Source organism: Roseateles sp. P1_C1_2, from assembly GCF_056406535.1.
In genome coordinates, this window is record NZ_JBFUAB010000037.1 from 26,421 (window position 1) to 42,905 (window position 16,485).

Here is a 16,485-nt window from a genome sequence, read left to right on the forward strand (position 1 = left end):
TTCATCCCTAGAACAAAAGTCGTTACCAGGAGAAATAGCTTCGTCACTGGTCGGGCGAGCATATCGTTCGTGTAGCTTTGCAACCGTTTCCTGTGAGAGGCTTGGTCACGGGCGTGCGAGCTTCGCCACGAGGCACCGCTTTCTCAGTCGGTACGGTCGCCTGCGTCGTCGAGCGGCAGCGCAAGGGTGAATGTCGTGCCGCTGCCGACAACGCTTTGCACACCCAGGTCTCCGCCCATCAACTCGGCGAGTCGCTTGGCAATGGCCAAACCGAGACCCGTGCCGACGACAGCGGTGCGCTCGGCGCCGAGCCGGTTGAAAGGCTGGAAGAGCTGAGCCAACTTGGCCTCTTCGATGCCGGGGCCGGAATCCTTCACGGCGATGCACACCCGGCCCCTGTGGGCCGTGGCCGTGACGCTGACGCAGCCGCCGGGTGAGTTGTACTTGATGGCGTTGGACAGGAGGTTGATCAGGATCTGCTTCAACCGCCTGCCGTCGACTCTCAGGCAAGGGCCACCGTCCAGCTCGACGGCGTTGTGCAGTTCAATCTGCGACTGCTGCGCGGCTTCGCTCAGCAATTCGATGCAGGCTCGGACCAGTGGGCCCAGTGGCTGATCTTCTGGATGCAGATCGATGGCACTCGCCTCGATGCGTGCGAGGTCCAGGGTCTCGTTGACCAGCTCCAGCAGCAACTCGCCCGCCCGCAGGATCTGGCCAGCCCGGTTGACCGTGGACGGATCGGGCCGGGCAGCGTTCTCGATCTGCATCAACTGGGCAAAGCCGAGGATCGCATTGAGAGGCGTCCGCATTTCGTGGCTCATGCGGGCGAGAAATTGACTCTTCGCCTGGTTGGCTTCTTCGGCGGCCGCACGGGCGCGTTGGCGCTCCGCCACCTCCTGCCGCAGCTCCAAAGCCTTGCGGCGGAGTTCCAGTTGAGCCGTGACCTGACGCCCCAGGACCGTCAGCGTCTGTCTCTCGCTCTCCGACAGCTTGCGCGGCACCGTATCGATGACGTTCAAGGTTCCCAGCGCTCGGCCATCCGCCGTCAGCAGCGTCGTGCCTGCGTAAAAGCGGATGTGGGGCTGCCCGGTGACCAGCGGGTTGTCGACGAACCGCGGGTCGTCGAGGGCATCTGGGATCTCGAAAAAGCCCGCCTCCAGGATCGCGTGCGAACAGAAGGAGATTTCCCTCGGCGTGTGCGGGACCTCCAGGCCATGCCGGGACTTGAACCACTGCCGGGTCTCGTCAACCAGGGACACCAGCGAGATGGGCGCGTTCAGCAGCTTTGCAGCCAGCGCGGTAATGTCGTCGAACGCCCCTTCCGGTGGCGTGTCGAGCACTTGACATTGATGCAAGGCATCGAGCCGTTGCAACTCGTTCGCGGGAAGCTTGGCCTTCATCGCCCTACCTCAGAGCCAGGGTGCGCCGCACCGGCCGCAGAGGGCCAGCATATCGGTTTGCTCGCGATGGTCACCAGTATTTGACGCGCTGAGCACGCCCGCTGCGAAGGTGGCGCCGCGTCACCTTCGCAGCGATCAGAAAGGCCGCCTGCAAACGGCGATCCCACTCGCTCAGGCGCGCCGCAGCCTGAAACGCGCCACGACCTCGGCCAGCGTCGCGGCCTGGCGCTTGAGGGCTTCCGACGCGGCGGCCGACTCCTCGACCAGGGCGGCGTTCTGCTGTGTCATCGAGTCCAGTTGACCCACGGCCGTGTTCACCTCGCCCAGGCTGTGGGTCTGGTTCTGCACGCCGCTGCTGATCTGGCCAATCATCTGCGTGACCCGGCCGACGGCCTGCACGACGTCCTGGATGGTTTCGCCCGCCTGGGTCACCTGGCGCGAACCGGCCTCGACCTGCTCGACCGAGCTGGAGATCAGCGTCTTGATCTCGCGCGCCGCCTGCGCGCTGCGCTGGGCCAGCGTGCGCACCTCGGCAGCCACGACCGCGAAGCCGCGGCCCTGCTCGCCGGCCCGCGCCGCCTCGACAGCGGCATTCAAGGCCAGGATGTTGGTCTGGAAGGCGATGCCGTCGATGACCCCGATGATGTCGGCGATCTTGGTTGAGGACTGCTGGATGCCCTGCATGGTGCGGATGACATCGCCCACCGCCGAGCCACCACGCTCCGCCACGCCCGACGCGCCACCGGCCAGGTGGTTGGCCTCGCCGGCCGCCCTGGCATTGGACTGGGCGCTCTCGGTGATCTGCTGCATGGCCGCGGCCGTCTGCTCCAGGTTGGCGGTGGCCTCCTCGGTGCGCGAGGACAGGTCCAGGCTGCCAGCCGAGACCTCGTCGCTGGCCTGGGCGATGGCGTCAGCGCTCAACCTCACCGTGCTCAGGGACTCGTGCAGCGCGTCGCGCATGCGCGCCAGGCCGCGCAGCAGGTCGCCCAGTTCGTCGCGGGCCTGGCTGTCGACGTCGGTGGTCAGGTCGCCACCGGCAATCTGCTCGGCGGCCGAGCGCGCGCGGCTCGGCGGCAGCGTCACCGAGCGCGTCATGCGCCAGGCCACGCCCGCGCCGATGGCCATGGCAATCGCCACCATCCTCCTGCGCCCGCTCCCTGCGGCCGGTCGAACCATGATGACAGCGTTGAATCGCGCTTTCAACGCCTGCGCGCGGCCATCTCCTCTCCCATGCGGATGAGATCGGCGTCGCTGACGCCAGCTCGGGCGGTGGTGAAGGCCTGGGCGTCCTCGACGGCCAGATGGGCCTCGTAGAGATTGACATAACGCTGCAACAGGGCGGCATCTAGGTCGGCGCCTTTTCCTGCCGTCCAGGCAGCCAGCGGTTCCCGCAGCCGCGCCCAGAGCGACGTCATCTCGACATGATCGGCATGCAGCCGGTCGGCCATCTCGGCCAGACCCGCCGCACGCAGCCGTGGCAGTACATGGCGCTCCTCGTCCTCATGGTGGGCGGGGCCGGCGCGGTCGAAGTAGCGCAGCACGTCGGCGGCGGCATCGCGAGCCTGCTCGTCCACGCCATGCTGCTGCACATGCGCCTGCAGGCGCTGGAGCAGGTCCAGGCTGCGCCGCACGCGCTCGTGGCAGGCGGCGAGCATCTCGAAGGGCTCGTCAAAGCCCACGGCGGGGCCGGCATGCAGGAGGTCGACGCGTGAACTCATGCGGCGGATTGTCTGGCCGCGACAAAATGCCCCCATGACCGCCACGCCCACCCAGCGCGCCGCCGAGTTGCGCACCCAGCTCAACCATCACGCCCACCTCTACTACGTGCTCGACCAGCCGGCCCTGCCGGATGCCGAGTACGACAAGCTTTTCCAGGAATTGCAGGCCCTCGAGGCCGCCCACCCCGAGTTGCTGACGCCGGATTCGCCGACCCAGCGCGTCATCGGCGCCGTGCTGGCCGGCCTCACGCCGGTGCGCCACGTCGTGCCCATGCTGTCGATCACGACCGAGACCGATACGACCGAGGGCGGCGCCATCGCCTTCGATGCCCGCGTGCGCCGCGAGCTGGGCCTGACCGAGGCCGACCCACCGGTCGAATATGCCGCCGAGCTGAAGTTCGACGGCCTGGCCATGAGCCTGCGCTATGAGCACGGCGTGCTGGTGCAGGCTGCCACGCGCGGTGATGGCGAGACGGGCGAGGACGTGACGCAGAACGTGCGCACGATTGGCCAGATCCCGCTGCGCCTCAAGGGCGATGCGCCCGCGGTGCTGGAGGTGCGTGGCGAGGTCTATATGCGCCGCGACGACTTCGAGAAGCTCAACGAGCGCCAGCGCGAGCGTGGCGACAAGACTTTTGTCAACCCGCGCAACACCGCGGCGGGCGCCATCCGCCAGCTGGACCCGGCCCTGGTGCGCCAGCGGCCGATGTCCTTCTACGCCTACGGCCTGGGTGAAGTGCAGGGCTGGGACATTCCCGGCACGCACGCCGGCATGCTGGATGCGCTCGCGGACCTTGGCCTGCCGGTCAATGCCGACCGCGCCGTGGTGCAGGGTCCGCAGGGCCTGGTGCAGTTCCACCAGGCCATGGCGGCCAAGCGCGACGCGCTGCCCTTCGACATCGACGGCATCGTCTACAAGGTCAACTCGCGCGAACTGCAGCAGAAGCTCGGCTTCAAGACCCGCGAGCCGCGCTGGGCCGTGGCCCACAAATACCCGGCCCAGGAGCAGGTGACGACGCTGCTGGCCATCGACGTGCAGGTGGGCCGCACCGGCAAGCTGACCCCGGTGGCGCGGCTGGACCCGGTCTTCGTCGGCGGCACGACGGTGTCCAACGCGACGCTGCACAACGTCTTCGAGATGCGCCGCAAGGGCGTGCGCGTGGGCGACAAGGTCATCGTCCGCCGCGCCGGTGACGTGATCCCCGAAGTCGTCGGCCGCGTGCCCGGCGAGCGGGCCAGCTATGTGCCCAACTTCCGCCTGCCGCGCGAATGCCCGGTGTGCAAGAGCGAAGCCGTGCGTGAGCGCGGTGGCATGGACTACCGCTGCACCGGTGGCGTCTTCTGCCCGGCCCAGCGCAAGCAGGCCATGCTGCATTTCGCCGGCCGCCGTGCCATGGACATCGAGGGCCTGGGCGACAAGCTGGTCGAGCAACTCGTCGACGCCGGCATCGTGCTGAGCCTGCCCGGCCTCTACAAGCTCGGCGTCGCCAAGCTCGCGGCCCTGGACCGCATGGCCGAGAAGAGCGCGCAGAACATCGTCGATGCGCTGGAGAAGAGCAAGACGCCGACGCTGGCGCGCTTCCTGTTTTCCCTTGGCATCCGCCAGGTCGGCGAGACGACGGCCAAGGACCTGGCGCGCCACTTCGGCACGCTGGACAAGCTGATGAACGCCAGCGTCGAGCAGTTGCTGGAAGTGCCCGACGTCGGCCCCATCGTCGCGGCGAGCATCCACACCTTCTTCGCCCAGCCGCACAACCGCGAGGTGGTCGAGCAACTGCTGGCGGYCGGTGTGGCGCCCAAGGAGAGCGAAGGCCAGGCCGACGACCGGCCGCGGCCGCTGCTGGGCAAGACGCTGGTGTTGACCGGAAAATTCCCCGTGCTGAGCCGCGACGAGGCTCAGGCGCTCATCGAGGAGGCCGGCGGCAAGGTCAGCGGCTCGGTGTCCAAGAAGACGAACTACGTCATCGCCGGCGAGGACGCCGGCAGCAAGCTGGAGAAGGCTCAGGCGCTGGGCGTGGCGGTACTGGACGAGGACGGGTTGCGGGCCTTGCTGGCGGGCTAGGGCGGAGGGCTTTTCGTGGCGGGTTTTTACAAGACCCAAAACCCGCTGCTGCGGAAACTGGCTCCATCAACCACCCCACCTGGAGCCCACCATGAACCCCGCCATCCGCCCCTTCCGCATCGACATCCCGCAAGCCGCCATCGACGACCTCAAGCAGCGCCTGCGTCAGACGCGTTGGCCGCAGGCCGCGGCGCAGGACTGGAGCCGCGGCCAGCCGGTCGCCTTTGTCCGCGAACTGGCCCATCAATGGCTGAATGGCTACGACTGGCGCCAGGCCGAGGCCGAGCTGAACCGCCATCCGCAGTTCACGACCGACATCGACGGCCAGACGATTCATTTCCTGCATGTGCGCTCGCCCGAGCCGCATGCGCTGCCCCTGCTGCTCACCCACGGCTGGCCCAGCACAGTGGCGGAGTTCCTCGACGTCATCGGCCCGCTGAGCGATCCGCGCGCCCATGGCCTCGATCCCGCGCAGGCCTTCCATCTCGTGATCCCGTCGCTGCCGGGCTTTGCCTTCTCGTCGCCGCTGGCCGGCCCCGGCTGGGATGCCGCCCGCACCGCTGCGGCCTGGGACGTGTTGATGAAGCGCCTCGGCTATGAGCGCTACGGCGCCCAGGGCGGCGACGCCGGCGCCCTGGTGACCCGCGAACTGGGCATCCTGAACCCGCAAGGCCTGGTGGGCGTGCACCTGCAGCAGATCTTTGCCTTCCCGAGCGGCGCGCCGGGTGAGATGGAAAAGCTGTCGCCCTTCGAGATGGAAGGCATGGGCAACCTGCAGCGCTTCCAGAAGTACAACGGCTATGCCGAGATCCAGTCCAAGCGCCCGGCCACGCTGGGCTTCGGCCTCGTCGATTCGCCGGTCGCGCAACTGGCCTGGAATGCCGAGCTCTTCTTCGGCTTCGAGGGCGAGGCTGCCGGCAGCATGGACCGCGAGCGCTTCCTGACGCATGTGTCGCTGTACTGGTTCACGGCCACCGGCGGGCAGGCAGCGGAGTTCTATTACGAGAACGCCCAGACCGGCGCCGGCTACCGGGAGCTGCCCAGCAAGGCACCGACGGCGGTGGCGTCCTTCCCGAACGACTTCCGCTCCGTGCGAGCCTTCGCCGAGCGCTCGCACACGAACATCGTGCAATGGACCGAGATGCCGGAAGGCGGCCACTTTGCGGCGGCAGACGCGCCGGGACTGTTGATCGATGACATCCGCAGCTTCTTTGCTCGCCTAGGTTGACGATTAGCATGGGCGGATGCCCGCCGACATTCGCCGCGAGACGCGCGAGGCCGACTCCCCGTCGGCCGCGCGCTTCATCGCTCGCATCGAGCAGGTCGAATACACCGCCGCGGCGGTGGAGGTGGCGCGGCCGGATGGCACCTGGGACCTGGTGTTCCGCCAGGGACGCAACGGCCTGATGGTGTTGCAGACCGGCCAGACCGACCGCGTCGTGCAACTACCGGGCGAGGCGGGCGAGCGCTACTTCAACATCGCTTTCCGGCCCGAGGTCTATATGCCGCGCCGGCCCGGCGCCAGCATGACCAACCTGGGCCATGTGCATGAGCTGGCGGGCCAGCGGGGTTGCCTCATCGATGGCGAGCAGCTGGAGCTGCCGACGTTCGACAACGCCGAGCGCTTCGTGATGGCGCTGGCGAGCCGCGGCCTGATCGAGGTGGACCGCCTCGTGCTGCGCGCCGGGCAGGCCGGCTGGCGGGGCGTGGACGACCGCAGCCTGCAGCGCCACAGCGCCCATGTGACGGGCTTGAGCCCGAAGAAGCTGCAGCAGATCATCCGTGCCGATGCCGCCGCGACGCTGCTGCAGCAGGGGCTGCGCCCGGCGGACGTGGCGGCAGAGCTGGGCTATACCGACCAGGCCCACCTCAGCCATTCCTTGCGCCGCATCCTGGACATCACGCCCGGGCAGCTGAAGCCGGAAGCGGGCTGACCCGGCCGCGGCGCTGCGCCGCGCCGCCCGTCAGCGGCGGAGCTGGCGTTCGACGGGGTTGAGCATCTGCTCCTTGGCCCACTCCGGCTTGGTCTCGAACAGGTGGTCGATGAAGGCGCGGGTCTTGGCGGGCATCAGCCGGCGGCTGGCGGTCAGCAGCGTCACCGGCATGGGCTCGTAGCTCCATTCGGGCAGCACGGGCACCAGGGTGCCGGCCTCGACGTCGGCCGCCACCATGCCGTAGGGAAAGCTGCCGATGCCGCCGCCGGCGCGCGTCAGCGCCAGCACCAGGCCGATGGAGTTGGCCTCCAGCGGGCCGCGCAGGTCGACGTCGAAGCTCTGCGCGCCGTTCTGCAGCCGGCGCTTGCCGACCGCGCGAGCCTGGGTCAGCACGACGAAGTCATGGCCCGCCAGATCGGCCGCGGCCACCGGCGCGGGCCGGGCTTGCAGATAGACGGGGCTGGCGTACAGGCCGCGCTCCAGCAGCATGAACTCGCGGGCGATGAGGTCGGGCTCGTCCACCGGGCCCATGCGCACGGCCACGTCATAGGGTTCGTTGAAGAGATCGACGCGGCGCGGCGTGGTGTCCACCTCCAGCTCCACCTTGGGGTAGCGGCGCACGAAGCGCGCAAAGCTCTCGGCCAGCACCAGCATCGCGAACTCCGCCGGCACCGACACGCGCAGCCGCCCCTGGGGCGACGCGTCGCGCGAAGCCAGCCATTCGCGCGTCTCGGCGATGTCCTCGTCATGGCGCGCGGCGCGCTCGGCGAGCTGCTCACCCAGCTCGGTCAGCGTCAGCCGGCTGGCGCCGGGCACGAAGAGGCGGGCGCCCACCGAGGTCTCCAGCGCCGTCAGGCGCCGGCTCAGCGTCGCCTTGGGGAGGTCAAGCTGGCGGGCCGCCTCGGACAGCGATCCGGCCTTGTGTACCTGGGCCAGCAACAGCAGGTCATCGATCTTCATGGCGTGAATATCTCGTTTTATTTCGTTTCGTTTCCGGAACGGTGAGTTTGAGTTTTGTGGCTATTCGCCGGAAATGGAACTCTCTACAGTCGCGGCCATCATGTCAACCGCCCGTCTTCTCCAGCCCCAAAGGCACCGCATTGGCGCCGGCTTCCAAGCCGAGGGCTGGCGCGAACCTATGGCGCTGCTCGACCCTTTCATCATGGTCGACCACTTCCGCATGAGCGAGCCGACCTTCGCGCCGCACCCCCATGCCGGCTTCTCGGCGGTGACCTATCTCTTCGACGACTCGGCCACCGGCATGGTCAGCCGCGACTCGCTGGGCGGCGAGCATGAAATCCTGCCCGGCGGCCTGCACTGGACGCTGGCGGGCCGGGGCGTCATGCACGACGAGTTCCCCATCGAGGCCGGCCGCGAGGCCCATGGCCTGCAGATCTTCGTCAACCTGCCGGCCGAGCAGAAGCTGCGCGCGCCCACCGTCATGCGGCTGTCGCCCGAGCAGATGCCGCGCCGCGTGGGCGAAGGCTGGCGTGCCCAGCAGGTCTTTGGTGCCGACACCGGCCTCGCACTGCCCTGGTCGACCTCCCTGGTGCTGGTCGACATCGATGCCGGCGCCAGCTTCGATTTCCTGCTGCCCGAGGGCGAGCAGGGCTTTGCCCTCGTCATCCAGGGCAGCGGCCGCACGCAGGAGCTGCCGCTGTCCACCGGCCGCGCCCTCAGCCTGCCCGTCGGTGGTGCCGAGCGCATCGTGGCCGATGAGGCCCTGCGGCTGGCCTGCTTCTGCGGCCGGCCCCTGCTCGAACCCCTGGTGCGTCACGGCCCCTTCGTCATGAGCGACGAAGGCCAGGTCGTGGCTGCCCTGCAGCGCTTTCAGTCGGGCGGCATGGGCCGCCTCAGCCCAAGAACAACCCCAAGCACCCATAACAAGGAAACCCTGTCATGAACGCACCGCAAGAGAACAACGCCGCCGTTCCGCCGAAGCCCGCCAAGAGTGGCCCGCCCGTGCCGCTGCTCATCGTCGGCGCGATCCTGCTGATCGGCGGCATCGGCCTGGGTGGCCGCATGTGGTGGCGCAGCCAGCATCTGGTGGAGACGGACAACGCCTTCATCGCCGGCCGCATCCACCCGGTCGCGACGCGCGTCGCCGGTGTCGTCACCGAGATGCGCATGCAGGACAACGCCGTCGTCAAGGCCGGCGACGTGCTGCTGCGCCTGGACCCGGCCGACGCGGCCGTGCAGATCGAGCGCCTGAAGGCTCAGATTGCCCAGTCCGACGCGGCCATCGCCACCAGCGCGGCGCAGATCGCCCAGGCCAAGGCCCAGGCCGCCGTGACCGGCTCCCAGGTCACGCAGGCCGAGACCGTGCTGGCCCGCACCGAGCTGGACGCCAAGCGCAGCCAGGCCTTGTTCGGCGCCGAGTTGCGCGCCACCTCCAAGCAGGAGCTGGACGCGGCGCTCGCCGCCCGTGACGTGGCCCGCGCCGACCTGGCCGCCCGCAAGGCCGGCGCCTCGGCCGCCAAGGAAGCCGTCGTCGCCGCAGAAAGCGCGCGCCAGTCCGCCAACGCGCAGAAGAGCGCGACGCAGGCCCAGCTCAAGGACGCCCAGAACCAGCTCGGCTACGTCGAACTGAAGGCCTCCAGCGATGGCCGCATCGGCAAGCGCACGGTCGAGGTCGGCCAGCGTGTGCAGCCCGGCCAGCAACTCGCGGCCATCGTCGAGCCCGAGACCTGGATCGTCGCCAACTTCAAGGAGACCCAGCTCGCCAAGATGAAGCCGGGCCAGAAGGTGCATGTCAAGGTCGACGCCTTTCCCGGCAAGGACCTGCTGGCCCATGTGGACAGCTTCGCCCCCGCCTCGGGTGCCAGCTTCGCACTGCTGCCGCCGGACAACGCGACCGGCAACTTCACCAAGATCGTCCAGCGCGTGCCGGTCAAGGTCGTGTTCGAGCCTGAGAGCCTGAAGGGCCTGGGCGATGCCGCGTCGCGCATCGTGCCGGGGCTGTCCGTGCAGGTGGAAGTCGAGATTTCCGAGTAAGCCTGCCATGGGCAACGAAAACTACCTCCCCCCGCCGCCGGACCAGAAGGTCAGCGGCCGCACCTGGCTGGCCGTGCTGGCCAGCCTGCTGGGTGCCTTCATGGCGGTGCTGGACATCGCCATCACCAACTCCTCGCTGCGCGACATCCTGGGCGCGCTGTCGGCCACGCAGGAGGAGGGCTCCTGGATCTCCAGCGCCTACCTGGTCGCCGAGATCGTCGTCATTCCGTTGGCAGGCTTCCTGTCGATGGTGTTCTCCACGCGCCGCTACCTCGTCGTCAACGTCGCGCTGTTCCTGATCTTCAGCACGCTGTGCGGGATGGCCTGGAGCCTGGAGTCCATGATCGCCTTCCGCGCGGCCCAGGGGTTCACGGGCGGCGTCATGATCCCGATGGCGATGACGCTGGTCACGCGCAAGCTGCCGCTGAACAAGCGCCCCATCGGCCTGGCGCTGTTCGGCATGACGGCGACGCTCGCGCCCACGCTGGGCCCCACGGTCGGCGGCTATCTGACCGAGCTCTACGGCTGGCCCAGCATCTTCTACATCAACTGGGCCCCCGGCATTCTGCTGATGCTCGGCGTCAGCATCGGCCTGGACAAGGAGCCGATGAATCTCAAGCTGCTGCGTGAAGTGGACTGGTGGGGCGTCGTCTTCATGGCCGTGGGCCTGGGCTCGCTGACCGCGATGCTGGAAGAGGGCAACGCCAAGGACTGGTTCCAGAGCCCCTTCATCATCACGGCCGCCGTGCTGGCGGTGGGGGGCATCTACGGCTGGGCCTGGCGTGGCTTGACGCGCAAGAACACCTTCATCGACCTGCACATCCTCGGCCGCCCCAGCTTCCTGATCGCCGGCGTCATCGCCTTCGCCACCGGCATGGGCCTTTACGGTTCGGCCTTCATCCTGCCGCTGTACCTGGGCCAGATCGCCAGCTACACGCCGATGCAGATCGGCATCGTCATCATGTGGATGGGCCTGCCCCAGCTCTTCATCATGCCCTTCGCGGCCAAGCTGTCCACCAAGCTGGACAACCGCGTGATGATGAGCGTGGGCCTGGCGCTGTTCGCCACGTCGTGCTTCATGAACACCCACATGAGCGCTGACACGGCCGGGCCTGAGCTGCTGTTCGCGCAGATCGTCCGCGCCCTGGGCCAGCCGCTGATCATGATCACGCTGACCAACTTCGCGGTGAACGGCGTGCCGCCGAACCTGCTGCCGAGCGCCTCGGGCATGTTCAACATGATGCGCAACCTCGGCGGCTCGGTCGGCATCGCCACGCTGGCCACGCTGCTAACCAACCGCGAGCATCTGCACAGCGCCCGCGTCGGCGAGGCCGTCAGCCTCTACGACCCGGCCACCCAGGCGCGCCTGGACACGCTGGCCCAGAACTTCGCCAGCAAGGGTTTCGACGCCGCCGCCGCGCAGGACATGGCCATGAAGGCCCTGGACAACGTGGTGCGCCGCGACAGCTTCGTCATGGCCTACAACGACGCCTTCCTGATCCTGGGTATCGCCCTCATCAGCTGCGTCCTCATCGTCTGGATGAGCAAGAAGGTGCTCGGTGGCGCCGGCGCCGCCGAGGCCGCACATTGAATCGGGAGATCGACATGATCCAACTCAAGACTGTTTTCACCCTCGTCGCCACCGCAGCGCTCGCTGCCTGCACGACGCTCGGTCCCAACTACCAGGCGCCCGCCGCCAACGCACCGGCCGCCTACCGCGCCGCCAGCCCCGTGGCCGGCGCCGAGCTGCAGCGCGACTGGTGGCTGATGTTCGGCGACGCCCAGCTCAACGCTTTGGAAGCTCAAGCCCTGCAAGCCAGCCCGACGCTGGCCGCCGCGGCGGCGCGTGTCGAGCGTGCACGCGCTGTGTTTGGCGCGACGAAGGCGGACGAGCTGCCCCGCGTCGATGTCGGCGGCAGCGTCACCAACCTGCGCACGTCCGCCAAGTCGGTCACGACGCCGGTGCTGGGCGGCCAGGCCATCACCTTCGACGGCACGCAGACCGGCGTGCAGGCTTCCATCGGTTGGGAGATCGACCTTTGGGGCCGCGTCAAGCGCCAGGCCGAAGCCTCCCAGGCGCAGCTGGATGCCTCCACCCTCGACGCCGCCGCCGCCCGCGTAGCGCTGACGGCCGACGTTGCAGCCGCCTACTGGCAATGGCGCGCGCTGGCCGATGAAGCCACGGCCCTGCAACGCCTGCGCGACAGCCGCGCCAATGCCTTCAAGGTTGCGCAGACTCGCTTCGACGCAGGCTCCTCGACGACGCAGGACCTGGAGCGCGTGCGCGCCGAACTGGCCTCAGCCGACGCCGACGTGGCCGACCTGCCGCGCCGCCAGGCCCTGGTGGCGAACCAGATCGCCGCGCTGACCGGCCAGGCGGCCGCCGAGCTGAAGCTGCAGGCTTCACCGATGGCTGCACCACCGCAGATCCGCGCCGGCCTGCCGTCCGAGCTGCTGCAGCGCCGCCCGGACCTGGCCCAGAGCCTGGCCCAGTTGCACGCCGCGACGGCTCAGGTCGGCATCGCCGAGGCCGCGTTCTATCCCGCGATCCGCCTGACCGGCAGCTTCGGCTACCAGAGCAAGGAGCTGGGCGACCTGATCTCTGCGCCGGCGCGGCTGTACAACATCGGCCCCAGCATCTCGCTGCCGATCTTCGAGGGCGGCCGCAACAAGGCCAACCTGGCGGGCGCCAAGGCCCAGGTCGACGAGTCGCTGGCGGGCTTCCGCGGCCGCATGCTGCAGGCCCTGCGCGAGGTCGACGACGCACTGGCCGAACTGCAGGGCCGCGCGGTGGTGGTGGAGGCCCAGAACCGCACGCTGGCCTCCAGCGGCCAGGCACTGACCGTGGCCAGGAGCCGCTACGACAAGGGCGCCGTCAGCTACCTCGACGTGACCGAAGCCGAGCGCACGCCGCTGGCGACCGAGCGTGCCCTGGCGCAGTTGCGCGGCGCGCAGTGGGCGGCGACGGCCCAGCTGATCAAGACGCTGGGTGGCGGCTGGACCCAGGGCAGCTGAGCGCCGCCTTCAGCGCCGGTTTTCGTCGAACTGCTCGGCACCCGGCACCGGCTGAAGCCAGGCCTCGCGGCGCTTGACCCAGAGTTCATAGCTCGGCGTCAGCGCCGTGGGTGCCTGCGACAGGGCGCCGAGCTTGATCTCGGCCTCCTGGGCGTCCAGCGAGAACAGCCGCGCCCCACAGTGGGGGCAGAAGCGCTGGCCGTGGAACTCGGCCGTGTCGCCGCTGTGCTCGAAGCGCTCGGCCGGCCACACGGCGTAGAAGGTGAAGGCCGAGCCGCTTTCCTTGCGACAGTCCATGCAATGGCAGATGCCGACGCGCAGCGGTTCGCCGCGCGCCGCCAGCTGCACCTGGCCGCAAAGGCATTGGCCCGAATACCTCGTCGTCATGGCTGAGTCCTCGCTGGAGTGGCAGCACAGGCGCGCTCGCCGCCACTCTCCCAGGCCTTGAGGAATTGCCGCGCGTCCGCGAGCGCGGACGGCGGGATCTGTGCGCCCCACTGCGCTTCCCAGCTGCCCACCGCATCGGCCTGGCCCTGGGCCAGGCCTGCGAGCATGCCCAGCACCAGCACCTGTTCATTGAGGGCGCTTGGCATGGGGCCGGGCGGCTTGGTCAGCAACTGCCGGGCGCTGTCCTGCACGAGCTTCCAATCCTGGCGCGCCACCGACTCATACAAGCCCAGCAGCTGGACCATCCGCGGCGACAGCTCGGGTCGCGCGCGCCGCCAGGCTGCGACATCCCACAGTGCCTGCTGGTCGGCGCCATCGACATGGCCGAGCACCGCGTAGGCCAGGTTGGCGACATAGATCAGCAGACTGTCCTCGTCGAAGGGCGTGGCGCCCTTGCGCTGGGCCTGCAAGGCGTCGACGAGGCGCGTCAGCCCGTCGCCGCTGTGGTCGGGGCCGGGGTTGCTGCCCTCGAAGCGCTGCAAGGCGGCGACGGCATGCTCGCGCGCCTCCAGGATGGGATGGTTGACGGCAGGGCCGAGGCGGGCCGCGGCGGGCAGCGCCGCGTGGCAGTCCAGCACCTGCAGCACCGGCAGGCCCGCGGTGGCCAGGCGCAGCAGCAAGGTGGCCTGGGCGCCCTGGAAACGCTGCTGCGGCGCGTTCAGCGAGATGGTCGGGAAGTAGTCCGAATGAGCGCGCGCCGACTGCAGGCGCACATAGCTGCGCAGCACGGCCGGCCCGCCCACGCGGCGCGCCTGCAGGTCCGCCGGCGAGCGCAGGCCCACGCGCTTGAGTTCCGCCGACAGCATCTTGGAGCGCCAGGGCAGGTCGCTGAGCGGCCCCAGCTTGCCCAGCGGGGCGACGATGAGCAGGTCGGTGGAGTCGACGAAATAGAGCTCGCTGCCGGGGAATTCGCTGATCAGCGCGGCGACCATCTCCGCCAGCAGGGCGTCGGAAATCTCATAGCCGTGGACCCACTGCACCAGCATGCCATCGGGTTTGAGGCTGCTCTTCACGCGGCGGTAGAACTCCTGCGTGAACAGGCTGGCCACGCCGCTGACCCAGGGGTTGGAGGGCTCGGAGACGACGAGGTCATAGCGCTGCTGGCCACGGGCGAAGAATTCCCGCGCATCCTCGAAGTGGACGTGCGAGCGGGGATCGGCATAGGCGCGCACATTGCGCGTGCCCAGCGCCTTGGCGCCTTCCCACATGGCAGGTTCGATCTCGATGCTGTCGACGCGACGCGGCGCAGCCGAGCCCAGCAGCGTGTGCGTGCTGAGCCCGGAGCCCCAGCCGATGACGGCGATGTCCTGGGGCTGGGGATGGGCCGACAGCGCCAGCGCGCCCAGCATCAGCATGGTGATCTCGTCGGCAGCGGGCGGCTGGCCGATGTCGGTCCAGCCCGCATCCGGCTTGCCGTTCGTCGAGATGATGGAGAGCTGGTCCTTGCGCACGACCGAGATGCTGGCGGTGGCGCCGTCCCGGTAGAACAGCAGCTCGCGCCCGCGGGTGTCGGTGTTGCCGTAGCGGAAGACGCCGGCGGATTGCAGCAGGGGATCCGGCAGACCCCACAGCAGCATGCTGACCAGCGCGACGGCGCCGAGGGCCGCGGCGCCGACGTTGGCGAAGGTCCAGCGGCCGGGGCTGAGCCCGCGCAGCAGGAACAGGCCGATGACGAAATCCGCGCTGGCGGCCACCAGCAGCATCAACCCGACGCCCAGGGCCGGCATCAGCCAGTGCGCCGCCACCAGCACGCCCAGGATGGCACCCAGCGTGTTGGCCGCGTAGACCTGGCCGATGGCACGCTCGCCGGCGCCGCGGCGCAGCAATGCGGCCGTGAACAGCGGCAGCGTCATGCCGGCGAAGAAGGCCGCCGGCACCATGATGAGGATGGCAATGCCGGCCGTGGCCACGTTGTAGAGGGTGTAGCCGGCACCGCTGCGCGCCAGTGCCTGCAGCAGCCAGGGTACCCAGTTGTAGGCGCTGCCCAGCAGGCCCACGGACGCGATCGCGCACAGGCCCATCGCCACCTGCACGAAGCCGGCGTAGCGCACCAGGTCGGCGATGCGGTCGCCCACGCGCCTGACCCACAGGCCGCCCAGCGCGAGGCCGGCAATGAAGGCGGCCAGCATCAGCTCGAAGCTGTGCAGGCTGCTGCCCAGCGCCTGGTTGAGCATGCGCACCCAGCCCAGCTCGTAGGCGAAGGAGGCGGCGCTGGACAGGAAGGTGGCGACCAGCAGGGCGGGCAGCAGACGGCCTGCGCCCGCCGGTTTCGCGTCGTCAGCAGCTTCAGCCACGATGACGGCGCCGCCTTCGCGGCAGGCCTTGCTCAGGACCAGGCTCGCTGCGGCCACGGCGAGGTTGAGCCAGGCCGCGGCCTGCAACGCGCCCGGCATGCCGACGGCGGGCAGCAGCCAGAAGGTGGCGATGAGAGCACCGGCGGCAGCACCGATGCCGTTGGTGAAATACAGGCCGCCCAGAGTCTGCCCCTGCTGGCTGCCGGGCAGGCGCAGCACACCGACGGCCAGCAGCGGGAAGGTGGCCCCCAGCAGCACCGTCTGCGGCGCGATCAGCGCGGCCGCGCTCAGCCATTGCCAGGCCGTGGCCGCGCCGGCGCTGGACAGGGCGGGCAGCACGCGGTCCTGGCTGTAGGCGCTGTAGGCGACGAAGATGGTGTGGAAGACCAGGCCGAAAACGCCGATCAGGGCTTCCGCGCCGGCATAGAGCGCGATGGGCCGGCGCAGCGTCGCAGTGATGCGGCTGACGCCCCAGGCGCCCAGCGCCATGCCGCCCATGAACATCATCAGCACGAGGGTCTGGGCATAGGCCGCATGGCCCAGCGTCAGGCCGAGGTAATGCGTCCAGATGGACTGGTAGATCAGCGCCGCGCACCCCGACAGCACGAACAGGAATTGCAG

Annotated in this window: 13 protein-coding genes; 7 read left to right on the forward strand and 6 right to left on the reverse strand. The window is 69.2% G+C overall.

Annotation, left to right across the window (positions count from 1 at the left end; genetic code table 11):
- Positions 1 to 143: 143 nt before the first annotated feature.
- From AC1D2H_RS28600 to AC1D2H_RS28610, 3 genes are all read right to left on the reverse strand, one after another.
- Entirely contained in the window at positions 144 to 1,400 is a 1,257-nt protein-coding gene (locus tag AC1D2H_RS28600; RefSeq protein ID WP_478013229.1) for a GAF domain-containing sensor histidine kinase, read from the reverse strand.
- 171 nt (positions 1,401 to 1,571) lie between these two features.
- Positions 1,572 to 2,525: a methyl-accepting chemotaxis protein gene (locus AC1D2H_RS28605; protein WP_478013230.1), complete on the reverse strand. Its 954-nt coding sequence runs from the start codon at positions 2,523 to 2,525 to the stop codon at positions 1,572 to 1,574.
- A gap of 74 nt (positions 2,526 to 2,599) precedes the next feature.
- Positions 2,600 to 3,118 carry a hemerythrin domain-containing protein gene (locus tag AC1D2H_RS28610; RefSeq protein WP_478013231.1) on the reverse strand — a complete coding sequence of 173 codons (519 nt, stop codon included), beginning with the start codon at positions 3,116 to 3,118 and terminating at the stop codon, positions 2,600 to 2,602.
- A 34-nt stretch (positions 3,119 to 3,152) separates the two neighbouring features.
- On the opposite strand from AC1D2H_RS28610, the gene ligA reads away from it, so the two are divergent.
- From ligA to AC1D2H_RS28625, 3 genes are all read left to right on the forward strand, one after another.
- Positions 3,153 to 5,180: an NAD-dependent DNA ligase LigA gene (gene ligA / locus AC1D2H_RS28615; RefSeq protein WP_478013232.1), complete on the forward strand. Its 2,028-nt coding sequence runs from the start codon at positions 3,153 to 3,155 to the stop codon at positions 5,178 to 5,180.
- Positions 5,181 to 5,271: 91 nt separating this feature from the next.
- Positions 5,272 to 6,408 (forward strand): epoxide hydrolase family protein, encoded by a 1,137-nt coding sequence (locus AC1D2H_RS28620; RefSeq protein ID WP_478013233.1) that lies wholly within the window; start codon positions 5,272 to 5,274, stop codon positions 6,406 to 6,408.
- A gap of 16 nt (positions 6,409 to 6,424) precedes the next feature.
- Positions 6,425 to 7,114: an AraC family transcriptional regulator gene (locus tag AC1D2H_RS28625; protein WP_478013234.1), complete on the forward strand. Its 690-nt coding sequence runs from the start codon at positions 6,425 to 6,427 to the stop codon at positions 7,112 to 7,114.
- A gap of 30 nt (positions 7,115 to 7,144) precedes the next feature.
- Here AC1D2H_RS28625 and AC1D2H_RS28630 read toward each other — a convergent pair whose 3' ends face one another.
- The gene (locus AC1D2H_RS28630; protein ID WP_478013235.1) at positions 7,145 to 8,074 is read right to left on the reverse strand and encodes a LysR family transcriptional regulator; all 930 of its coding nucleotides are present in this window, start codon (positions 8,072 to 8,074) and stop codon (positions 7,145 to 7,147) included.
- Between the two features lie 178 nt (positions 8,075 to 8,252).
- Here AC1D2H_RS28630 and AC1D2H_RS28635 point away from each other — a divergent pair, with 178 nt between their 5' ends.
- From AC1D2H_RS28635 to AC1D2H_RS28650, 4 genes are read left to right on the forward strand one after another with little or no spacing between them, the layout of a single operon-like run.
- Positions 8,253 to 9,017, forward strand: a complete 765-nt coding sequence (locus tag AC1D2H_RS28635) for a pirin family protein (protein WP_478013236.1) — start codon at positions 8,253 to 8,255, stop codon at positions 9,015 to 9,017.
- Positions 9,014 to 10,108, forward strand: a complete 1,095-nt coding sequence (locus AC1D2H_RS28640) for an HlyD family secretion protein (protein ID WP_478013237.1) — start codon at positions 9,014 to 9,016, stop codon at positions 10,106 to 10,108. Before AC1D2H_RS28635 ends, AC1D2H_RS28640 begins: the two co-directional genes overlap by 4 nt.
- A 7-nt stretch (positions 10,109 to 10,115) precedes the next feature.
- Positions 10,116 to 11,699, forward strand: coding sequence for a DHA2 family efflux MFS transporter permease subunit (locus AC1D2H_RS28645; RefSeq protein WP_478013238.1), 1,584 nt, complete (start codon positions 10,116 to 10,118; stop codon positions 11,697 to 11,699).
- A 14-nt stretch (positions 11,700 to 11,713) separates the two neighbouring features.
- Positions 11,714 to 13,123, forward strand: coding sequence for an efflux transporter outer membrane subunit (locus AC1D2H_RS28650; protein WP_478013239.1), 1,410 nt, complete (start codon positions 11,714 to 11,716; stop codon positions 13,121 to 13,123).
- A 9-nt stretch (positions 13,124 to 13,132) separates the two neighbouring features.
- Here AC1D2H_RS28650 and AC1D2H_RS28655 read toward each other — a convergent pair whose 3' ends face one another.
- Together AC1D2H_RS28655 and AC1D2H_RS28660 are read right to left on the reverse strand one after the other, a co-directional pair.
- Positions 13,133 to 13,510 (reverse strand): GFA family protein, encoded by a 378-nt coding sequence (locus AC1D2H_RS28655; RefSeq protein ID WP_478013240.1) that lies wholly within the window; start codon positions 13,508 to 13,510, stop codon positions 13,133 to 13,135.
- Positions 13,507 to 16,485 (reverse strand): fused MFS/spermidine synthase (locus AC1D2H_RS28660; protein ID WP_478013241.1); only part of this gene is annotated, 2,979 nt, incomplete at its 5' end. The genes AC1D2H_RS28655 and AC1D2H_RS28660, both read right to left, overlap by 4 nt.